This is a genomic window from Sphingobium sp. CFD-2, assembly GCF_024611135.1.
In the GTDB taxonomy this organism is placed as follows: Bacteria; Pseudomonadota; Alphaproteobacteria; order Sphingomonadales; family Sphingomonadaceae; genus Sphingobium; species Sphingobium fuliginis.
Window position 1 is genome coordinate 857,117 of the sequence record NZ_CP084406.1, and the last position, 19,140, is coordinate 876,256.

A 19,140-nucleotide genomic window follows, 5' to 3' on the forward strand; every position below is an offset into this window, starting at 1 on the left:
GGGCCGTCATAACGCCGCCCGATGGTGCGCCGCAAGGCGAAAGGCACCGGGCAAGGCCCTGTTCGCCGCCTCGTTCCAAGGAGTGAGGCAGGGATGTGACAGTTGAGCAAGAATCAATCTTTCCAGCGCAATTTTCATTGCATCATGGGAAAGGCCTGATCTAGATTGTCTCAACCCAATATTCATGGATGATCGAAGTTGAACAGCCGGCGTCCACAATAACCATAATTGCATGTTCACTACAGGGAGGATGATATGACAAGATTTCCCCGCCATGAATCCGTATTGCGTTTGTCCGCATCATGCCTTGTTCTGGCCCTGTCAGGCCTTTCTACTGCTGCGCTTGCGCAAGCGACCGACAGTTCGTCCGACTGGTCAGGCAATGAGATCATCGTCACTGCGACCAAACGCAATGAATCGATCCAGAATGTTCCCTTTTCCATCAACGCGCAGACCGCCGAAGCCATGCAGCGCATGGGCGCCACCTCGATCGAGGATGTGTCGCGGAGCGTCGCGGGGCTGACCGTCCAGAATCTCGGGCCCGGCCAAAGCCAGGTGTCGGTGCGTGGCGTATCGGCGGGCCAGGTGGTCCGCGACCAGCCGGGCGTCAAGGAACAGGTCGGCGTCTATCTGGACGAATCCGTGATCTCCATGTCGCTGTTCACGCCTGATTTCGACCTGTTCGACCTCGATCGCGTGGAAACGCTGCGCGGACCGCAGGGCACGCTGTTCGGATCGGGCTCGGAGGGCGGCACCGTCCGCTACATCACCAAGCAGCCGAAGCTCGGCCAGACCGAAGGGACGGTGGAGGGCGGCGTCAATGTCCTGAAGGGCGGCGATGTCGGCTATTCGGGCAAGGGCGCGATCAATCTGCCCCTGGGGGAGACGGCGGCGATTCGCGCGGTCGGCTATGCGGAACATTATGCGGGCTTCATCGACGCGATCGGCCCGGCCGCGGGCAAGAACGTCAATGACGGGCGCCGTTATGGCGGGCGCCTCAGCCTGCTCTGGGAACCCGCGCCGGGCATCAAGCTGACGCCGCGCATCATCTATCAGGACATCAAGACCAACGGCTTCAACCGGGAGGACAGCTATCATCTCTATTATAACGAGCTGATCAGTCCGCTCGACATCCTGCCCGAGCGCACCCAATATCTGAAGCTGCGCGAGGAGTTCCGCGACAAGACCACGCTGGCGGACCTGACGGCGAACATCGATGTGGGATCGGACATCGCGCTGACCTCGATCACCACCTATATCCATCGCGACATCCTCGTCAGCCGCGATGCGTCGGCGCTGACCGGATCGGTGTCCGTCACGCCCTTCGTTCAGTCGCTGGGAGTCGCGCCCGTTCTCGCCAATCTGCCCTCCAATCTGCGCGACACGACCAAACTCAAGCAATGGACGCAGGAACTGCGCCTTGCCTCAACGGGCGACAGTCCGTTCCAATGGGTATTGGGCGGCTTCTACAGCCATGTGGACCGGACATATGAGCAACGCCTGCCGACGCCCGGCTATGACGCCATCGTCGATGCCACTCTGGGCGCGGGAACTTCGGCTGGAGCCGCGAACGGTTTCCCGCTCAATTCTCCCTATAACGCCGACATTCCATACATCATCAAGCAATATGCCGCCTTTGGCGAGGCGAGCTACAAGATCGGCCAGTTCAAGCTGACGGCAGGCGGCCGCTATTACGACTTCAAGGAAACGCGTGACTTCAAGACCGGCGGCCTGTTCTCCAATGGCGACAACCGCATAGACGACAAGACCGGATCGACCGGTTTCTCGCCGCGCTTCATCGCCAGCTATGAGGCCAATCGCGACCTGACCTTCAACGTCCAGGCGTCGAAGGGCTTCCGTCTGGGCGGCGTCAACGACCCATTGAACCTGCCACTTTGCAGCGGCGGCGCGACCGGGCCGGATGCGGCCACCTACGGCAACCGGCCGACCTTCGACGACGAAACGCTGTGGAACTATGAAGCCGGGGTGAAGGCGTCGGGCGGCGGCGTCACCTTCAACGCGGCGGTGTTCTACAACGACATCAAGAATCTTCAGGTCACGGCGGATGCGGGAAGCTGCTCCTCGCGCATCCTCTTCAACGTGCCGAAGGCGCATACGGCGGGCCTGGAAGCGGAACTGAGCGCCCGCGTCTCCCCCAATCTCGACCTGTCGCTGAGCGGCAGCTACATCGACTCGGAAATCGACAGCAACGTCACCGACGCGGGCGGCGCGATCATCGCCGGCATCCGCAAGGGCAACCGCCTGCCCACCGTGCCGAAGTTCCAGATGGCGGCGGCGGCAACCTATACGGCGGAAGTCGCGCCGGAAACCGACTGGTCCTTCACCGCCAGCTTCCAGCATGTGGGCGACCGCTATACCCAGCTTGCCGATCAGGAACCGGGCGCGGGCAGCTTCCCCAATTCCATCTATTATGATCCGGCCACGGGCGCCTATGGCACCGGCGCCTTCGACTTCGGCTCCTACAAGCTCGGCGCCTATAATCTGGTCAACCTGTCGACCGGCATTAGCTGGAACAGCGGCCTGTCGGTCACGCTCTACGTCAACAATCTGTTCGACGAGAATGCGCTTTACTCGCTGGACCGGGAGCGCGGCGGCCGGGGACGGCTGGGCTATAATATCGGCACCCCGCGCAAGATCGGCGTGACTGTCCGCAAGGACTTCTAGAACCGCCTCCACCCGGGACGCCGGAAGCGAAGCCGCTTCCGGCGTCCTTGTTTTTGGGCGATACAGCCGGCCGATCCGCCGCTATGGTCGCCGGGTGATCGAGACCGGGACTGTCGTTGCGCAGGGAATGCGCTTTATCGAGGGCGGCGCCTTCGCCATGGGCTCGGACCGTTTCTATCCGGAGGAAGCGCCGGTCCGGCAGGTCCGCGTGGACGGCTTCTGGATGGACGAGACGCCCGTCACCAACCGGCAGTTCGCGCAGTTCGTGGAAGCCACCGGCTATCGCACCGCCGCGGAGACCGCGCCGGACCCCAAGGATTATCCCGGCATGGCGCCTGAAATGGCGCGTGCCGGATCGCTGCTGTTCCAGCGCACGGCGACGCCGGTGGACCTGGGCGACTTCAGCCAATGGTGGCAGTTCAGCTTCGGCACCGACTGGCGTCACCCCCATGGCCCTGACAGCAATCTGGACGAGCTTTGGGATCATCCGGTCGTCCACATCGTCTTCCAGGATGCGGAGGCCTATGCCCGCTGGGCAGGCAAGGCGCTGCCGACCGAGGCGGAATGGGAATTCGCGGCGCGCGGCGGGCTGGACGGCGCGGACTATGGCTGGGGCGACGAGCTTGCGCCGGGCGGAGCGATGCTGGCCAATTACTGGCAGGGCATGTTCCCCTACAGCAATCTGCTGGAGGACGGCTATGAACGGACCTCCCCGGTCCGGACCTATGCGCCCAATGGCTATGGGCTCTACGACATGATCGGCAATGTCTGGGAATGGACCGCCGACTGGTATGCCCCACCCAGGGTCGAGCGCAAGGCGAAGGGAAGTTGTTGCGTTCCGGCGAACCCGCGCGGCGGCGCGAAGCGGGAAAGCCTGGACCCCGCCAATCCGCATGTGCCGATCCCGCGAAAAGTGCTGAAGGGCGGTTCCCATCTCTGCGCGCCCAGCTATTGCCAGCGCTATCGCCCCGCCGCCCGACACCCTCAGGCGGTGGACAGTTCCACCAGCCATATCGGCTTTCGCTGCATCGTCCGCGAGCCGCGGCCCTGATTATCCAAGAACGGAAAAGACGTCATGCTCAACATGCCCTGGGACCAGCCCGCCACCATGATCGACCTGGACGGCAAGGCGCCGATCATCGGCACGATCCGTGATTGCGCCCAGCATTTCGCGATCTTCAAACCCCATGCGAAGGAACAGGCGCGCATCCTGCTGACCCAGCCCGTCCATCGCGAAGGCCGCAAGACGCGGACCTGGGTGCTGGAACCCTGGGAGATCGAAAAGCTGGTCGAGCGGATGAAGGCGGAGGTGCATTGAATTTGCGCCGGATTTGACAAGGACCATGCTCCTGCGCAGGCGGGAGCATCCAGCGTTTCCGGGATTTCAGACCGCGCCGCCCAATGCCTTGACCAACGCAACGCTCGCCCGCATCCGCTGCGTCTCCACCGACAGCAGCGCGCGCTGCGCCTCCAGCGCGTCCGTCTGCGCCGTCACCACCTCCAGATAGTCCGACGCCCCATCCCGATAGCGGGTCAGCGCCAGCTCACTCGTCCGCCCTGCCGCCGCGGCCGCGCTGCGCTGGTTCACCGCCTGATCGGCCAGATGCCGGTTCGCGGCGATCGCATCCTCTACCTGCCGGAACGCCCCCAGCACCGTCTCCCGATAGCCCGCGCTCACCTCTTCATATTCCGCGCGGGACATCTTCACCCCGGCCCTCCGCCGACCGCCGTCGAACAGCGCCAGCACCGCCGAAGCCGGTCCCAACCCCCAGAAACTGCTGGGCTTGCTGAACAACTCGCCATGCGTCGTTTGATACCCGCCGGACAGCCCCAGGGTCAGCGTCGGGAAAAAGGCCGCCCTCGCCACGCCGATCCGTGCATTGGCCGCAAACATCCGCCGCTCCGCCGCCGCAATATCCGGCCGCCGCTGCAACAGCTCCGAAGGCGCGCCCGCCGGCAATGGAGGCGCGCCGAGAGGCTGCACCCGCACCGGGACGGAGAAGTCGGACGCCACCGCCCCGACCAGCGCAGCGATCTCATGCTCGGTCGCCGCCCGCTCGTTGGCGACGGCGGAAATCTGCGCCCGCGCATTATCCAGCACGGTCTTGGCGCGGTTGACGTCGATCCCGGAGGCGATGCCGCCATCATGCCGCGTTGCCGTCAGTCGATAGGCCTTGCCGAATGCCTCCACCGTCTGGCGCAGCAATTCCGCCTCTGCGTCCAGCCCGCGCAACCGCGCATAGGCGTCCGCCACCGCCGCCTGAAGGCTGAGCCGCGCGGAGGCCAGATCGGCCTCGCTGGCCTGCGCATCCGCCCGCGCCGCCCTCACGCCGTTGCGGATGCGGCCCCAGAGGTCGAGTTCATAGTCCAGCGTGGCCCCCACCGAAAAATCATCATAGGTCGGCGCCGTTCCATTGCCGCCGAAACGCCTTCCAGACAGCCTCTGACGGCTGGCATCGCCCCCTGCATTCACCTGCGGGAACAGGTCCGCCCTCTCGATCCGCGCCGCCGCCCGCGCCTGGTCATAGCGCGCAAGGGCGGCCGCCAGCGTCGGACTGGCCTGCTCCGCCCGCGCCTCCAGATCGTTCAGCACGGGATCGCCAAAGGCCTCCCACCATTTGCCGCGCGACGCCTGGTCCATCGGCGTCGCCGCCGTCCAACCCTCAGCCTCCTTGAACGCCTGCGGCACGGCGGTTGCAGGCGGCCGGTAGGCTGGCGCCATCGAGCATCCCGCCAGCCCTGCCAGCAACAGGGCCGCCGCCCGGCGATCAACCCCCATGGGCAGCACCCTTGGCGGCGGCCTGGACATGCACCTTGTCGCCGCTGCGGATCGCATCGGGCGGCGTGTCGATGACCCGGTCGGTCGGCAGGACGCCACCCGACAGCAGCACCACATTGCCTTCGTCCCGCGCGATCGTGACGGGCTTGACGGTCACGCGGTCGTCCCGGCCCACCACCGCCACGGTCGGCCCGTCATTGCCGTAGAGGATCGCGCTGCCCGGCAGGGTCGCGCCATTGCCCGATCCCGCCGGCACCTTGAAGCGGACCTGCGCATAGGCGCCCGGCTTCAGCGCCCCGTCGCGATTGTCCGCCTGCAATTGCACCAGCACCGCGCCCGACTGGGCATCGACGGCGCCCGAACTGCTGGTCAGGATCGCGTCGAAGCTGCGCCCGGGATATTCCGGCAGGGTCAGCGTCGCCGCCATTCCCGGCCTGATGGCCGCCGAATAGCCTTGCGGCACCCGCACATAGATACGCATGCGATGCGTGTCGGACACGGTGAACAAGGGCTGGGCCGCCGCATTGCCCGCCACCACCAGAGCGCCGATCTGCGCCGACCGGCTCGTCACGACACCGCTGAACGGCGCGGACAGACGGGTGAAGCCCTGCAAGGCCTGCAAGCGCTTCACATTGGCGAGCGCCGCATTGGACAGGGCCCTGCGCGCGGCAAGATCGCCGGCCTTCTCATCCGCCTCCTGCCGCGAGACGGCGTCCTGCGCGAGCATGGAGGCCCAGCGCTTCGACGTGGTGGCGGCCAGCCGTTCATTGGCGAGCGCGGTCTGATAATCGGCCTGCGCCTGTGCGAGCTGCTGGTCCACCTCCGGCGCGTCCAATATGGCGAGCGGCTGCCCGGCCCCGACATGATCGCCTATATCGGCCAGCCACCGCCGCACATAGCCATTGGTCCGGGCAAAGATCGCCGCGCTGTTATAGGCCTGGACATTGCCCGGCAGCACCAATGCGTCGCCTTCGCCACCGGCGGACGGCGTCACCACCGAGACGGTGGGAATGGATGCGTCGGCAGCGACCTGCCTCAGTTCATTGGTCGCGCTGATCCGCGACGCCACGCCGATGCCGACGATGGCGACCGCGACGACCGCCGCGCCGATCCCTACCCGCTTCAACGTGCGGCTATCGGGTCCTTGCGCCTCGGGATTTTCGATGGGGTTGTGCTCAGACATGGCTCGGCTGCATTTCCAGGGAAGGCGCCTTTTGCCCATGCTTGCGATGGACGAAGGCGAATATGGTGGGAACGAAGAACAGGGTGGCGACCGTCGCGCAGATCAGGCCGCCGATGACCGCCCGGCCCAGCGGCGCATTCTGCTCGCCGCCGTCGCCCAGGCCCAGCGCCATCGGGCCCATGCCGATGATCATCGCAAGGGCGGTCATCAGCACCGGTCGGAACCGGACCATCCCCGCCTCCAGCGCGGCCTTGCCGGCGTCGCCCAGTTCAGCGAGCTTCTCCCGCGCGAAGCTGACGACCAGGATGGAGTTGGCGGTCGCCACGCCCATGCACATGATCGCGCCCGTCAGCGCGGGCACGGACAGCGTCGTACCGGTGGTGAACAGCATCCAAACGATTCCCGCCAGCGCCGCCGGCAGGGCCGTGATGATCACGAAGGGATCGACCCAGCTCTGGAAGTTGACGACGATCAGCAGGTAGATCAGCACGATGGCCCCGGCTAGCCCCCATCCCAGCCCGGAAAAGGCCGTGTTCATCGTCGCATATTGGCCGCGGATGGTGACGGTCGTCCCCTTGGGCAGTTCCTTCTCCAGCGACCGGATCGCCCGCTGCACATCCCGGGCGACCGCACCCAGGTCACGCCCCTGCGTCGTCGCGAAGATGTCCAGCACGGGCGCAATGTCATAGTGACTGACGATGGGCACGGTGTTGGACCGCTTGATCGTGGCCAGCCCGCCCAGCGGCTGAACCGAGGCGCTTGCCGCGCTGCCCGACACCGGCACATTGCTAAGGTCGCTCATGGAGCCCACCAGATATTCCGGCGCCTGCGCCACGACCGGATATTGCACGCCGTTTTCCGGGTTCACGAAGAAGACGGGCGCGGTCTGCGACGTGCCTGCAAGCTGGCTTGCCAGGCTGGTCGTCACGTCCCGCTCCGACAGGCCATATTGCCCGACGCGCGAGCGGTCGACCTCGACATCGAGCTGCGGCGAGCGCGCCGGCTGCTGGATGCGGGCGTCGGCCAGTCCCGAAATGGTGGCCATCTTCGCCAGCAGCTTCTGCGCATAGGCGCGATTGCCGGCGGCGTTCTTGCCCGCGATCTGCACGTCGATGGGCGCGGGCGCGCCGAAGTTCAGGATCTGGCTGGTGATGTCGGCCGGCAGGAAGGCGAAGCCGGTGCCGGGGAAGCGGCGCGGCAGCTCCCGCCGCAGGGTGGCGACGATCTCGTCCGTCGGCCGATGACCTTTGGTCAGCGCGATCAGCATGTCGCCATCCTGCGGGCCGATGGTGCCGCTATTATTGTAGATGGCGTTGATGCCGCTGACCGGCAGGCCGATATTGTCCGTGATGGAGGCGAGTTCCTTCGCGGGGATCAGTGAGCGGACTTCCCGCGCGATGCGGTCGAAGCGGGCGGCGCTGTCTTCGATCCGGGCACCCACCGGCACGCGCACATGCATCGCGATCTGCCCTGAATCGACCGAGGGGAAGAAGTTGCTGCCCAGCATCGGCAACAGCCCGAAAGACAGCAGAACGACGGCCATGAAGCCGAGCAGGAAGGGCTTGCGCGCATTCAGCGCCCGGTGCAGCAGCCCGACATAGCCGCGCCTTATCCTTTCGAAGCGCCGTTCGAACCCGCGCTGGAAGCGGACCAGCGGATTGCGCGAGGCAGGCGCTCCGGCCATATGCGCGTCGCCCTGTTCGACATGAGGCCGTAGCAGATACATGGCCATGGTCGGCACCAGCGTCCGCGACAGGATGAAGGATGCGATCATCGCGAACACGACGGAAAGCGCCATCGGCACGAACAGGAATCCGGCGACCCCCGGCAGGAAGAACATCGGCACGAACACGATGCAGATGCACAGCAGCGACACGAAGGCGGGCGTCACGATCTGCGCCGCGCCGTCCAGTATCGCCTCGATCACGCCCTTGCCCTGCTCCAGATGCCAGTTGATATTCTCTATGGTCACGGTGGCGTCGTCGACCAATATGCCGACCGCCAGCGCCAGCCCGCCCAGCGTCATGACGTTCAGCGTCTGGCCGAAGGCTGCAAGCGCCGCGACCGCCGCCAAGATCGCAAGCGGGATCGACAGCGCGATGATCACCGTCGAGCGCCAGGAGCCCAGGAACAGCAGGATCATCAGGGATGTCAGCGCCGCCGCGATGGCGCCTTCGTGAATGACGCCTTCCACCGCCGCCTTCACGAACAGCGACTGGTCGCCGATGGGCAATATCTTCAGGCTGTCCGGCAGGCCCGCCGCGATCTGGGGCAGCTTTTCCTTGACGCCGTCCACGATCGCCAGGGTGGAGGTGGCGCCGTTCTTGAGGATGGTCAGCAGCACGGACCGGCTGCCCTCGACATGCACGATATTCTGCTGCGGCCCGCTGCCGTCGCGGACATGCGCGACATCGCGCATCGTGATGGTCGCGCCGTTGACCACCTTGACGGGCAGGTCGTTCAGGGCCTCTATGGAGGAAGGCGCATTGTTCAGCTTCACGCTGTACTGGGTTTCCCCGATCTTGACGAAACCGGCCGGATTGATCTGGTTCTGCGCCGCGATCGCCGCACCCACATCCTGCGCCGACAGCCCCTTGGACTGAAGCGCCAGCGGATTGAGGTCGATCTGCACCTGCCGCTGCTTGCCGCCCGAGGGGAAAGGCATGGCAAGGCCGGGCACCGTGATCAGCGGCGGGCGGACCTGGTTCATCCCCATGTCGAACAGCTGCTGTTCCGACAGCCCCTTGCCCGACAGGGCGAGCTGGAGGATCGGCACGGTCGACGCGCTGTAATTCAGGACAAGCGGCGGCGTGATCCCCGGCGGCATCTGGCGCAACACGGTCTGCGACACCGACGTCACCTGCGCGGTCGCGGTGCGGATGTCGGCGCCCGGCTGGAAATAGATTTTGATGATGCCGATGCCCTGAAGCGACTGGCTCTCGATATGTTCGATGTCGTTGACCGTGGTGGTCAGCACGCGCTCATAGGGATTGACGATGCGGTTGGCCATGTCCTCCGGCGACAGGCCCGCATATTGCCAGGCGACCGCCACCACGGGAATGCGGATATTGGGAAAGATGTCGACCGGCGTTCGCGCTGCCGCCAGCACCCCCGCGATCGCGATCAGGATCGCCATCACGATGAAGGTGAGCGGACGATGCAGGGCAACCTTGACGATACCGATCATTCACGACTCCACGGATGCGCCGCCGGACGATCCCCGCCGCACATGACGATACAACCTCTCCAGATATTTTCGCCGCCTGATACCAAAGACGAAGCGCGCCAGGAAATGCGCATATCGTTTGCCGCATTTCCGGCCGTCGCCAGAAAGGCGGCCAGCGCGGAAATGCTCCAAGACGCGTGGGGACTTCGTTCGGGGCGAAGCGAATTTCCACACATCCTAGAATGCGACGGCATCCCCGGCCATGGCGGAGTGCTGCGGCAATGAGGGGGCATAGCCCGCGCACCTCCGCCGGCCAGCCGGGAGACGCCGCCACATTCGAAGCCGCCCATGCGCCCTTGGACATTCTGCGTCTAATATATAATATGGCATGATCGATATGTTGAGCGACATGATCCATGGACCTTCGCCATCTCCGCTATTTTCTGTGCGTCGCTGAGGAGATGCATTTCGGCCGCGCCGCGCTGCGCCTCGGCATATCGCAGCCGCCGCTCAGCCAGCAGATCCGTGCTCTGGAGGAGGAACTGGGCGTCCGCCTGTTCGACCGCACCAGCCGCAGGGTGCGATTGACGGAGGCCGGCCGGCTGTTCGAGCCTGAAGCACGCCGGACCCTTGCCCAGGCGGACCGCGCCGCACAGATCGCGCGCATGGCCCAAAGGGCGGAGATCGGGCGGCTGGGGCTGGGCTTCACCACTTCCGGCCCCTTCGTGCCTCCGGTGGCGCGGGCGCTCTACCGCTTCCGCCAGACCTATCCCGATGTCGAACTGATCCTGCGCGAACAAGGCCGCGACGAGCAGGTGGAGAGTGTGGCGAGCCGTCAGCTCGACCTTGGCATCGTGCGTAATTTCGAGGCGCCGGCGCTGCCCGAAGGCATGCTGTCCCGATGCCTACTCAAGGAAGAGATGGTGCTGGCCCTGCGCGCCGATCATCCGCTGGCGCTGCGCCCTGCCCCGCCGCGCATCGCTGACCTTTCCGACGAGCCGCTGGTGCTCTATGGCGCGCCCAATGGGACAGGGTTCACGGAGCATTTCCAGGCCCTGTGCGCGGAAGCAGGGTTCGTCCCGAAAATCTCGCATGAAGCCCGCAGCCTCGCGACCCTGCTGGGCCTTGTCGCGGCCGGCTTCGGCCCCACGGTGATTGCCGGGTCGATGGCGCGGCTGCACGTCGACAATGTGATCAACCGCCCCTTCGACGTGCCGGTCATGAGCGCGCTCTGGCTGATCCATCATGAGGATCTGTCACCGACCGGCCAGGCCTTTCTGAAGACCCTGCTGGAAGAACGTCATTTGTAGGAGTTAATTGAGGAAACATCTTCTGCTCAAGCCTCCTCTTCCCATTCCCTGTTCCAGCCTCTATGCATGGCCGCCGAAGGGTGGTTTCGACCGACCTTCATGATCGCGCCGGTGCCCTCCCAAGGGGCTTAATAGGGAATGCGGTGATGAATCCGCGGCTGTCCCTGCAACTGTAAGCGGCGAGCGAGACGCATAGCGATCCCCCGGAAGCGCCGGAGGATCAGCCACTGGGCCGGACGCTAAATCATGCGAGGCCTGGGAAGGCCATGCGCCAAGCTATGACCCGCGAGCCAGGAAACCTGCCTGCGTCTGGTCGCTCTTGCCTTGGTCCAGGGGATGGCCACGGCACGGTCCTCCGTCTGAGCGACGCTTCACGCAGCGGGAGCTGCTGTCGGCATGCCGGGCGCAAGAGCGTCCGTCCGGCATGAAGGCGGCTCCCGTCCGGTTTCGCAGACGCCGACGGGGTACCGACCCTATGAGCATATCGACCCATGAGCCGGAATCGCCCGGGGCGCCGGCCAGCCGTCTTCGCCGCCGCGCGACCGGCATGTTCGCCGGGCTCATCGCCGCCAATCTGACGGCCTGGATCGCGGCCTTCACGATCTTCGCGGGCGATCCGGTCATGCTGGGCACGGCGTTGCTGGCCTGGAGCCTGGGCCTCCGCCATGCCGTGGACGCCGATCATATCGCCGCCATCGACAATGTGACCCGCAAGCTGATGCAGGACGGCCAGCGGCCCCTGACCGTCGGCTTCTGGTTCGCCATCGGCCATAGCGGCATCGTCCTGATCGCCGCCGTCGCCATCGCTGTCGCCGCCAGTGCGCTGAGCCGGGTGGAAGCGGCGGGAGCCATCGGCGGCACCATCGCGACAATGGTGTCGGCGACCTTCCTCTTCGCCATCGCGGCGATGAACCTGATCATCCTCCGATCAGTTCTCAGGACGTTCAACCATGTTCGAAAGGGTGGAGCCTATGTCGATGAAGATATGGACATATTGCTTGGCAATCGGGGTTTGCTCGCACGCCTCTTCCGCCCGCTTTTCCGGCTGGTGACGCGAAGCTGGCACATGGCTCCGCTCGGCTTCCTCTTCGGTCTGGGCTTCGATACCGCAACCGAAGTCGCCATTCTGGGCCTGTCCGCCGGTCAGGCCGCCAGCGGCCTTTCGGTTGCGACCGTCCTCATCTTTCCCCTGCTCTTCGCGGCGGGCATGGCGCTGATCGACACGGCGGACGGTGCCCTGATGATGGGCGCCTATCAGTGGGCGTTCGTGAAGCCGATCCGCAAGCTCTACTACAATATCACCATCACGCTGGTGTCGGCGCTGGTCGCGCTGCTCATCGGCGGGATCGAGGCAGCGGCCCTGCTGGGCGACAAGCTCGGCCTCAGCGGCGGCGTCTGGACCCTTGCCGCCGACCTTGGCGAGCATTTCAACAGCCTCGGCTTCATCATCATCGGCCTGTTCGCCGCCTGCTGGCTGCTGAGCTGGGCCATCTATCGCTGGAAAGGCTTCGACGAGATCGAAGTCGCTCCCATCCCCAGCCACCAACCGCAAGGAAATCCCGCATGAAAAAGGTTCCCGCCACCGTCATCACTGGCTTTCTCGGCGCCGGCAAGACCACGCTGATCCGTCACCTCATCGAACATGCGGGCGGCCGCCGCCTCGCCCTCATCATCAACGAATTCGGGGACGTGGGCGTCGACGGCGCGCTGGTGCGGGGCTGCGGCGACGAAGCCTGCCCCGACAAGGACATCATCGAACTGGCCAATGGCTGCATCTGCTGCACCGTGGCCGACGATTTCCTGCCGACCATGCAAAAGCTGCTCGACCGGCCCACCCCGCCCGATCACATCATCATCGAGACCAGCGGCCTTGCCCTGCCCAAGCCGCTGGTGAAGGCCTTCCAATGGCCCGACATCCGCACGCGCGCCACGGTCGACGGAGTGATCGCCCTGATCGACGCCGACGCGCTGGCGGCGGGTCGCTTCGCCCATGACGAGGCGGCGCTCGCCGCCGCCCGCGCGGCCGACCCGACGCTGGATCATGACAGCCCCATCGAGGAACTGTTCGAGGACCAGCTTGCCTGCGCCGACCTTGTCCTGCTCAACAAGACCGATCTGGTCGCCGTGGACCGGCTGGCCGTGCTGGAGCAGGAACTGGCCCAGGAAATCCGCCCCGGCGTCCGCATCCTCCGCACGGCGAGGGGAGAGATCGAACCGGCCATATTGCTCGGCCTCGGCGCCGGGGTGGAGGACGGGATCGATGCCCGTCCCTCGCACCATGACGATGGGGAGGATCACGACCATGACGATTTCGAGAGCTTCATCGTCGACCTGGGCGAACTTTCCGGTCCGGAGCCGCTGTTGGCGGCGCTGGCGGAGAGCATCGCCGTGCATGACATCCTGCGCGTGAAGGGCTTCCTCGCCATAGAAGGGCGCCCCGCCCGCCTCGTGCTGCAAGCCGTCGGCCCCCGCATCCAGCATCATTATGACCGGCACTGGCAGGCCGACGAACCGCGCCGCTCCCGCCTGGTGGTGATCGGCCAGAGCGGCATGGACCGCGCCGCCATAGAGGCCGCGCTCGGCGCGCAGATGGCCGCTGCCTGATGCATCTGCTGACCGCCACGCCCGGCACCGTCTCCAACGGCGACGAAGCCATCGACCTCGGCCAGTCGCCGGGCGACATCGTGCTGCTGACCGTGGCGGACAGCGAACTTGCCTGTTTCGCGAGCGCAGCCCATGTTCTGGGGCAGGAACTGGGCAGGGCGGCGCCCGAAATCCGGCTGGCCAATCTCCTCCAGCTCAAGCACCCCTATTCCGTCGATCTGTATGTCGAAAAGGTCGTCGCCCACGCCAAATTCGTCTGCGTCATCCTGCTGGGCGGCAAGAGCTATTGGCCCTATGGCATTGATGAGATTGCAAATATCGCCCGGAAAAAGGGCATAGCCTTTGCGGCGATCGCCGATGGGCGAGAAGATGACCCCGCTTTGCGCGCCGCATCGACCGTCACGGCGGAGAGCTGCGATCTCCTGCGCGACTATCTGCGGCAGGGCGGCATTGCCAACGCCATCGCCTTCCTGCGCAACGCCGCCCGCCTTGCCGGCTTCGATGCGGGCGTTCCCGATGCGCCCGTTCCGGTGGCCGACGCGGGCCTCTATTTGCCCGGCGTGGATCGACCCACGCTGGATCAGGTCAGGAGCGGATGGAAGGCAGGGCAGCCGACAGCCCTCTTCCTCTTCTACCGCACGCTGCTGATCGCGGGCACACTGGACGCCGTGGACCGCATGGTCGCGGGATTGGAGACGGCGGGCCTCAACGTCCTTCCCGTCCATGTGCGCGCCTTGCGCGAACCTTTCGCCCGGGACTTCCTGCAAGGGCTGATGGCGGAGGCGCCGCCGGACGTCATCCTCAACGCCACCGCCTTTGCCGCCAGCGCGCCGGGCGAGCCGCGCACGCCCTCCATCCTCGAACAGGCGGATTGCGCGATCCTCCAGACGATCTTCGCCAGCGCCGAACAGAGCGCCTGGGAGTCGAGCGCCCGCGGGCTTGGCCCCCGCGACCTCGCCATGCATGTCGCGCTGCCGGAGGTGGACGGCCGCCTCTTCACCCGCGCGGTCGCCTTCAAGGCCGCGGCACGGTTCGATGCCCGCACGGAATGCAGCATCGTCGTGCCCCAGATACTGGAAGATCGTGTCAGCTTCGTATCCCAACTTACTGCAAATTGGGCTAAACTCCGTAGAACGCGAGTGGAGGAACGTCGCGTCGCGCTCATCCTCGCCAACTATCCCAACAGGGATGGCCGCATCGGCAATGGCGTCGGCCTCGATACGCCCGCCAGTGCCGCCGCCATTCTGAAGGCCCTGGCGGAAGCAGGCTACGGAACGGATGATGCGCCCACCGACGGCGCCGCGCTGATGCAGCGCATGACAGGTGGCATCACCAATGCCGCGCCGGACCGTCCGGGTGAAATCACCCTCTCGCTCCAGGCCTATGACGCAGTCTTCGCCACGCTGCCCCAAGGGGTCCGCGAAGCGGTCCAATGCCGCTGGGGCGCGCCCGAAACCGATCCTTTCTTCCGCGATGGCGCCTTCCATCTGCCGGTGCACCGCTTCGGCCGGATCGCGGTCGCCGTGCAGCCGTCGCGCGGTTATCATGTCGATCCCAAGAGCAGCTATCACGACCCGGCGCTGCCCCCGCCCCATGCCTATCTCGCCTTCCATATCTGGCTGGCCGGCGATTTCGGCGCCCATGCCGTCGTCCATGTCGGCAAGCACGGCAATCTCGAATGGCTGCCGGGCAAGGCGATCGCGCTGTCCGAAAACTGCTTTCCGGAAATCTGCGCCGGGCCGATCCCGCAAATCTATCCGTTCATCGTCAACGATCCCGGCGAAGGCACCCAGGCCAAGCGTCGCATCGGCGCCTGCATCGTCGACCATCTGACGCCGCCATTGACCCGCGCCGAGAGCTACGGCCCGCTCAAGGAACTGGAGGCTCTGGTCGACGAATATTATCTCGCCGCCGGCATGGACCCACGCCGGCTGGAAACGCTGCGCAAGGACATTCTGGCCCTCGCCGCCTCGCAAGGGCTGGACAAGGATTCAGGCGCGCAGGGAAGCGGAGACGAAGCTTTAGCAGCGATCGACAACTATCTGTGCGAACTCAAGGAAATGCAGATACGCGACGGGCTGCACGTTTTCACGCAAAGCCCGAAGGGTTCGCTTCGCCGCGACCTACTCATGGCCCTTGCCCGCTGCCCAAGGGGTATGGACGATGCCGGCCAGCAGTCCCTGCTCCGTGCGCTGGCGGATGATCTTGGGCTGGATCTCGACCCGCTCGACTGCACGATGGGCGCGCCCTGGGCCGGACCCCGGCCGGAAGCGCTGCAAAGCCTGACAGGAGCACCTTGGCGCAGCACGGGCGACACGGTGGAACGGCTGGAACTTCACGCCATCCGCCTGCTCGATGAGTTGGAACATCGTCATTCCCGCGCGTGCGGGGATGACGGCAGTTGCCGGAAAGGCGCTCCCGGTCCACGGAGCGCTGCGGTTCTCAAGGCTATCGAAACCGATCTCGCCCCGCGCGTCGATGGCTGCGGAGAGGCCGAAAAAGCCGCACTCCTCAAAGCCCTCAACGGCGATTTCGTCGCCCCGGGCCCTTCCGGAGCGCCCACCAGGGGTCGCCCCGACGTCCTCCCCACCGGGCGCAATTTCTATTCGGTCGACACCAGGGCCGTGCCCACGGTGGCGGCATGGAATCTCGGGCAGCGCTCCGCCGATCTCATCGTGCAGGACTATCTCCAGCGCGAGGGCGACTATCCCCGCGCCATCGCCCTTTCCGCCTGGGGCACCGCCAATATGCGGACCGGCGGCGACGACATAGCGCAGGCGCTGGCCCTGATGGGCGTCCGGCCCCGCTGGGACTGGGCTTCGGGCCGGGTCATCGGTTTTGAGGTCATGAAGATCGCGGAACTGAACCGCCCCCGCGTCGACGTCACCTTCCGCGTGTCCGGCTTCTTCCGCGACGCCTTCCCGGAACAGATCGACCTGCTCGACAGCGCCGCCCGCGCCGTCATGGCGCTGGACGAGCCGGACGAGGACAATCCGGCCGCCGCCCGCCACCGCATCGAAACCGCCGCGCTGATCGCGCAGGGCACGCCGGAAAAGGCCGCGCGGCGCCGCGCGGGAAGCCGCGTCTTCGGTTCGAAACCGGGCGCCTATGGCGCCGGCCTCCAGGCGATGATCGACGAGAAGATCTGGCACGACCGGTCGGACCTTGCCAATGTCTATCTCGACTGGGGCAGCTATGCCTATGGCGGCGGGGTGGAAGGCGACAGCGAACGCGGCCTCTTCGCGCAGCGCCTGACCGAAGCCGACGCGCTGATCCAGAATCAGGACAATCGCGAGCACGACCTGCTCGACAGCGACGATTACTACCAGTTCGAGGGCGGCATCGCCGCCGCGGTCGAGCATCTCTCCGGCAGGAGGCCGCTCAGCTATCATAACGACCACAGCCGTCCCGAACGTCCCGTCATCCGCACGCTGGAGGACGAGATCGGCCGCATCGTCCGCGCCCGCGTCGCCAACCCCAAATGGATCGCGGGCATGATGCGCCACGGCTACAAGGGCGCGTTCGAGATCGCGGCCTCCGTCGACTATCTCTTCGCCTTCGCCGCGACCACCCATGCGGTGAAGGACCATCATTTCGACGCGGTCCACGCCGCCTTCATCGAGGATGAGGCGGTTCGCGCCTTCATGGCGGAAGCCAATCCGGCCGCCCTGCGGGAGACCGCCGCCCGCCTCCACGAAGCGCTGGACCGCGCCCTTTGGAAACCCCGGTCGAACAGCGCCGCCATGCTTCTCTCCCAACTCAAGGATGCCCCGCAATGATCGAACGCACGCCCGAACAGCATGCCGAAAAGATGAAGAAGAAACAGGCCGCCCATGACAGGATCATGGCGACCAAGACGCAGGAAAAGGGCCTGCTGATCGTCCACACCGGCAAGGGCAAGGGCAAGACGACCGCCGCGCTCGGCATGGTGGTCCGCGCCATCGGCCATGGCAGGAAGGTGGGCGTCGTGCAGTTCGTGAAGGGCGCGATGACCACCGGAGAAAAACGGGTGTTCGATGCATTCCCCGACAATGTCGAATTCAAGCCGATGGGCGAAGGCTTCACCTGGAACACGCAGGACCGGACGCGGGACATTGCCCTTGCACGCGAAGCATGGGATGAGGTGAAACGCATGATCGCCGATCCGGCCTATGACATGGTCCTTGCCGATGAACTCAACATCGTCCTGCGCTACGACTATCTTCCGGTCGAAGAGGTGCTGGAGGCCGTGACCGCCAGGGGCGAAATGAAGCATGTCATCGTCACAGGCCGCAACGCGCCCGAGGCGCTGATAGAGGCGGCCGATCTCGTCACTGAAATGACCCTCGTCAAACATCCCTTCCGCAGCGGCGTGAAGGCCCAGCCGGGAATCGAATTCTGACACACACCGCCTTCGACATCGCCGCCTTCGAGGAACTGGTGCACCTGCGCCGCGACGTGCGCCATTTCCTCACCGATCCGCTGGACGAGAGCGAGGTCGAACGGCTCCTTGCCCTCGCCCATAGCGCGCCCTCTGTCGGGCTTTCGCAGCCCTGGCGTTTCGTCCGGATCGAAACGCCCGCCTTGCGCGAGGATCTTGCCGCCCATGTCGACGCGCAGGTGATCGAGGCGGGCAGTATCTATCGGGGGGAGGAAGACAGGCTGTACCGAAGCCTGAAATTGCACGGCCTGCGCGAAGCGCCGGTGCTTTTCGCGGTCTATTGCGACGAAGGCACGGAAACCGGCCACAGGCTGGGCGCGATCACCATGCCGGAGGCGCGCCGCTATAGCTGCGTGATGGCGATCCACACCCTCTGGCTGGCTGCCCGCACGCGCGGCATCGGCATGGGCTGGGTTTCGATCCTCGACCGCCCGACCGTAGACGCCCTGCTCGCCATTCCGGAAAACTGGCGCTGCCTCGGCCTGCTGTGCCTGGGCTATCCGGTGAGCGAGGAGGCGACGCCGGAACTGGAGAGGCGCGGCTGGGAACATCGCACAGACTGGCATTCCACCATTGTCACGCGCTGACGATTCCCGTCCGAAGGCCTCTTCCCTTTCCTTTCCGCCCGGCCTATGAGCGTTTTTGGAGCGGGTTCCGCCCGCTCCATCGATCGCGTCGGTGCCCCGAAGGGGCTTAAATGGGAACGCGGTGCGGGAGGAGACTCCCTAATCCGTGGCTGTCCCTGCAACTGTGAGCGGCGAGCAAGGCAAGGACGTGCGGTTCCCCCCGGGGAACGGCCAGCCACTGGAGCGATCCGGGAAGGCCCGTGCCGAAGCGACGACCCGCAAGCCAGGAGACCTGCCGAACGCAAAGGTCGCTCTAGCCATGGTCCAGGGGATGGTCACGGCTCGGTTCTCCGCACGGGCGACGAAATGCGGCTGGGGGTGAACCCTCCGGCCGTCGTTGCGACGTGGGAGGTAAGGTCCGTTGCCA

At 65.6% G+C, this 19,140-nt stretch carries 12 protein-coding genes and 2 riboswitches; of the genes, 9 read left to right on the forward strand and 3 right to left on the reverse strand.

Translation table 11 applies throughout. The features are described from left to right. The first annotated feature begins 255 nt into the window (after positions 1–255). The 3 genes from LDB29_RS24135 to LDB29_RS24145 all read left to right on the forward strand — a co-directional run bounded on the left by LDB29_RS24135 (position 256) and on the right by LDB29_RS24145 (position 4,003). Entirely contained in the window at positions 256–2,685 is a 2,430-nt protein-coding gene (locus LDB29_RS24135) for a TonB-dependent receptor (protein ID WP_137709028.1), read from the forward strand. A 127-nt stretch (positions 2,686–2,812) separates the two neighbouring features. Then, a complete protein-coding gene (locus LDB29_RS24140; RefSeq protein WP_065846930.1) occupies positions 2,813–3,736 on the forward strand; it encodes a formylglycine-generating enzyme family protein in 924 nt (307 codons plus the stop codon). A gap of 24 nt (positions 3,737–3,760) precedes the next feature. After that, positions 3,761–4,003: a hypothetical protein gene (locus tag LDB29_RS24145; protein WP_025546665.1), complete on the forward strand. Its 243-nt coding sequence runs from the start codon at positions 3,761–3,763 to the stop codon at positions 4,001–4,003. 66 nt (positions 4,004–4,069) lie between these two features. Here LDB29_RS24145 and LDB29_RS24150 read toward each other — a convergent pair whose 3' ends face one another. The 3 genes from LDB29_RS24150 to LDB29_RS24160 are packed head-to-tail and all read right to left on the reverse strand — an operon-like array spanning position 4,070 to position 9,834. Next, positions 4,070–5,464, reverse strand: a complete 1,395-nt coding sequence (locus LDB29_RS24150) for an efflux transporter outer membrane subunit (protein WP_025546663.1) — start codon at positions 5,462–5,464, stop codon at positions 4,070–4,072. Further along, the gene (locus tag LDB29_RS24155; RefSeq protein WP_137709029.1) at positions 5,454–6,647 is read right to left on the reverse strand and encodes an efflux RND transporter periplasmic adaptor subunit; all 1,194 of its coding nucleotides are present in this window, start codon (positions 6,645–6,647) and stop codon (positions 5,454–5,456) included. Before LDB29_RS24155 ends, LDB29_RS24150 begins: the two co-directional genes overlap by 11 nt. Continuing rightward, positions 6,640–9,834 (reverse strand): efflux RND transporter permease subunit, encoded by a 3,195-nt coding sequence (locus tag LDB29_RS24160; protein ID WP_025546661.1) that lies wholly within the window; start codon positions 9,832–9,834, stop codon positions 6,640–6,642. The genes LDB29_RS24155 and LDB29_RS24160 overlap by 8 nt, the downstream gene beginning before the upstream one ends. A 395-nt stretch (positions 9,835–10,229) precedes the next feature. Between LDB29_RS24160 and LDB29_RS24165 the strand changes: the two genes are divergently transcribed. The 6 genes from LDB29_RS24165 (at position 10,230) to bluB (ending at position 18,734) form a co-directional block, all read left to right on the forward strand. Then, a complete protein-coding gene (locus tag LDB29_RS24165; RefSeq protein WP_044660793.1) occupies positions 10,230–11,123 on the forward strand; it encodes a LysR substrate-binding domain-containing protein in 894 nt (297 codons plus the stop codon). A gap of 92 nt (positions 11,124–11,215) precedes the next feature. Next, positions 11,216–11,445, forward strand: a riboswitch (cobalamin riboswitch). A 153-nt stretch (positions 11,446–11,598) separates the two neighbouring features. After that, the gene (locus tag LDB29_RS24170; RefSeq protein WP_025546657.1) at positions 11,599–12,690 is read left to right on the forward strand and encodes a HoxN/HupN/NixA family nickel/cobalt transporter; all 1,092 of its coding nucleotides are present in this window, start codon (positions 11,599–11,601) and stop codon (positions 12,688–12,690) included. Then, positions 12,687–13,727 (forward strand): cobalamin biosynthesis protein CobW, encoded by a 1,041-nt coding sequence (gene cobW, locus LDB29_RS24175; protein WP_257557281.1) that lies wholly within the window; start codon positions 12,687–12,689, stop codon positions 13,725–13,727. Before LDB29_RS24170 ends, cobW begins: the two co-directional genes overlap by 4 nt. Beyond that, positions 13,727–17,506 (forward strand): cobaltochelatase subunit CobN, encoded by a 3,780-nt coding sequence (gene cobN / locus LDB29_RS24180; RefSeq protein ID WP_137709031.1) that lies wholly within the window; start codon positions 13,727–13,729, stop codon positions 17,504–17,506. The genes cobW and cobN overlap by 1 nt, the downstream gene beginning before the upstream one ends. Further along, entirely contained in the window at positions 17,503–18,108 is a 606-nt protein-coding gene (gene cobO / locus LDB29_RS24185; protein ID WP_025546651.1) for a cob(I)yrinic acid a,c-diamide adenosyltransferase, read from the forward strand. Before cobN ends, cobO begins: the two co-directional genes overlap by 4 nt. A 17-nt stretch (positions 18,109–18,125) precedes the next feature. Next, a complete protein-coding gene (bluB, locus tag LDB29_RS24190) occupies positions 18,126–18,734 on the forward strand; it encodes a 5,6-dimethylbenzimidazole synthase (protein ID WP_076605713.1) in 609 nt (202 codons plus the stop codon). A 72-nt stretch (positions 18,735–18,806) separates the two neighbouring features. Beyond that, a riboswitch (cobalamin riboswitch) is annotated at positions 18,807–19,028 on the forward strand. Positions 19,029–19,140: the final 112 nt, after the last annotated feature.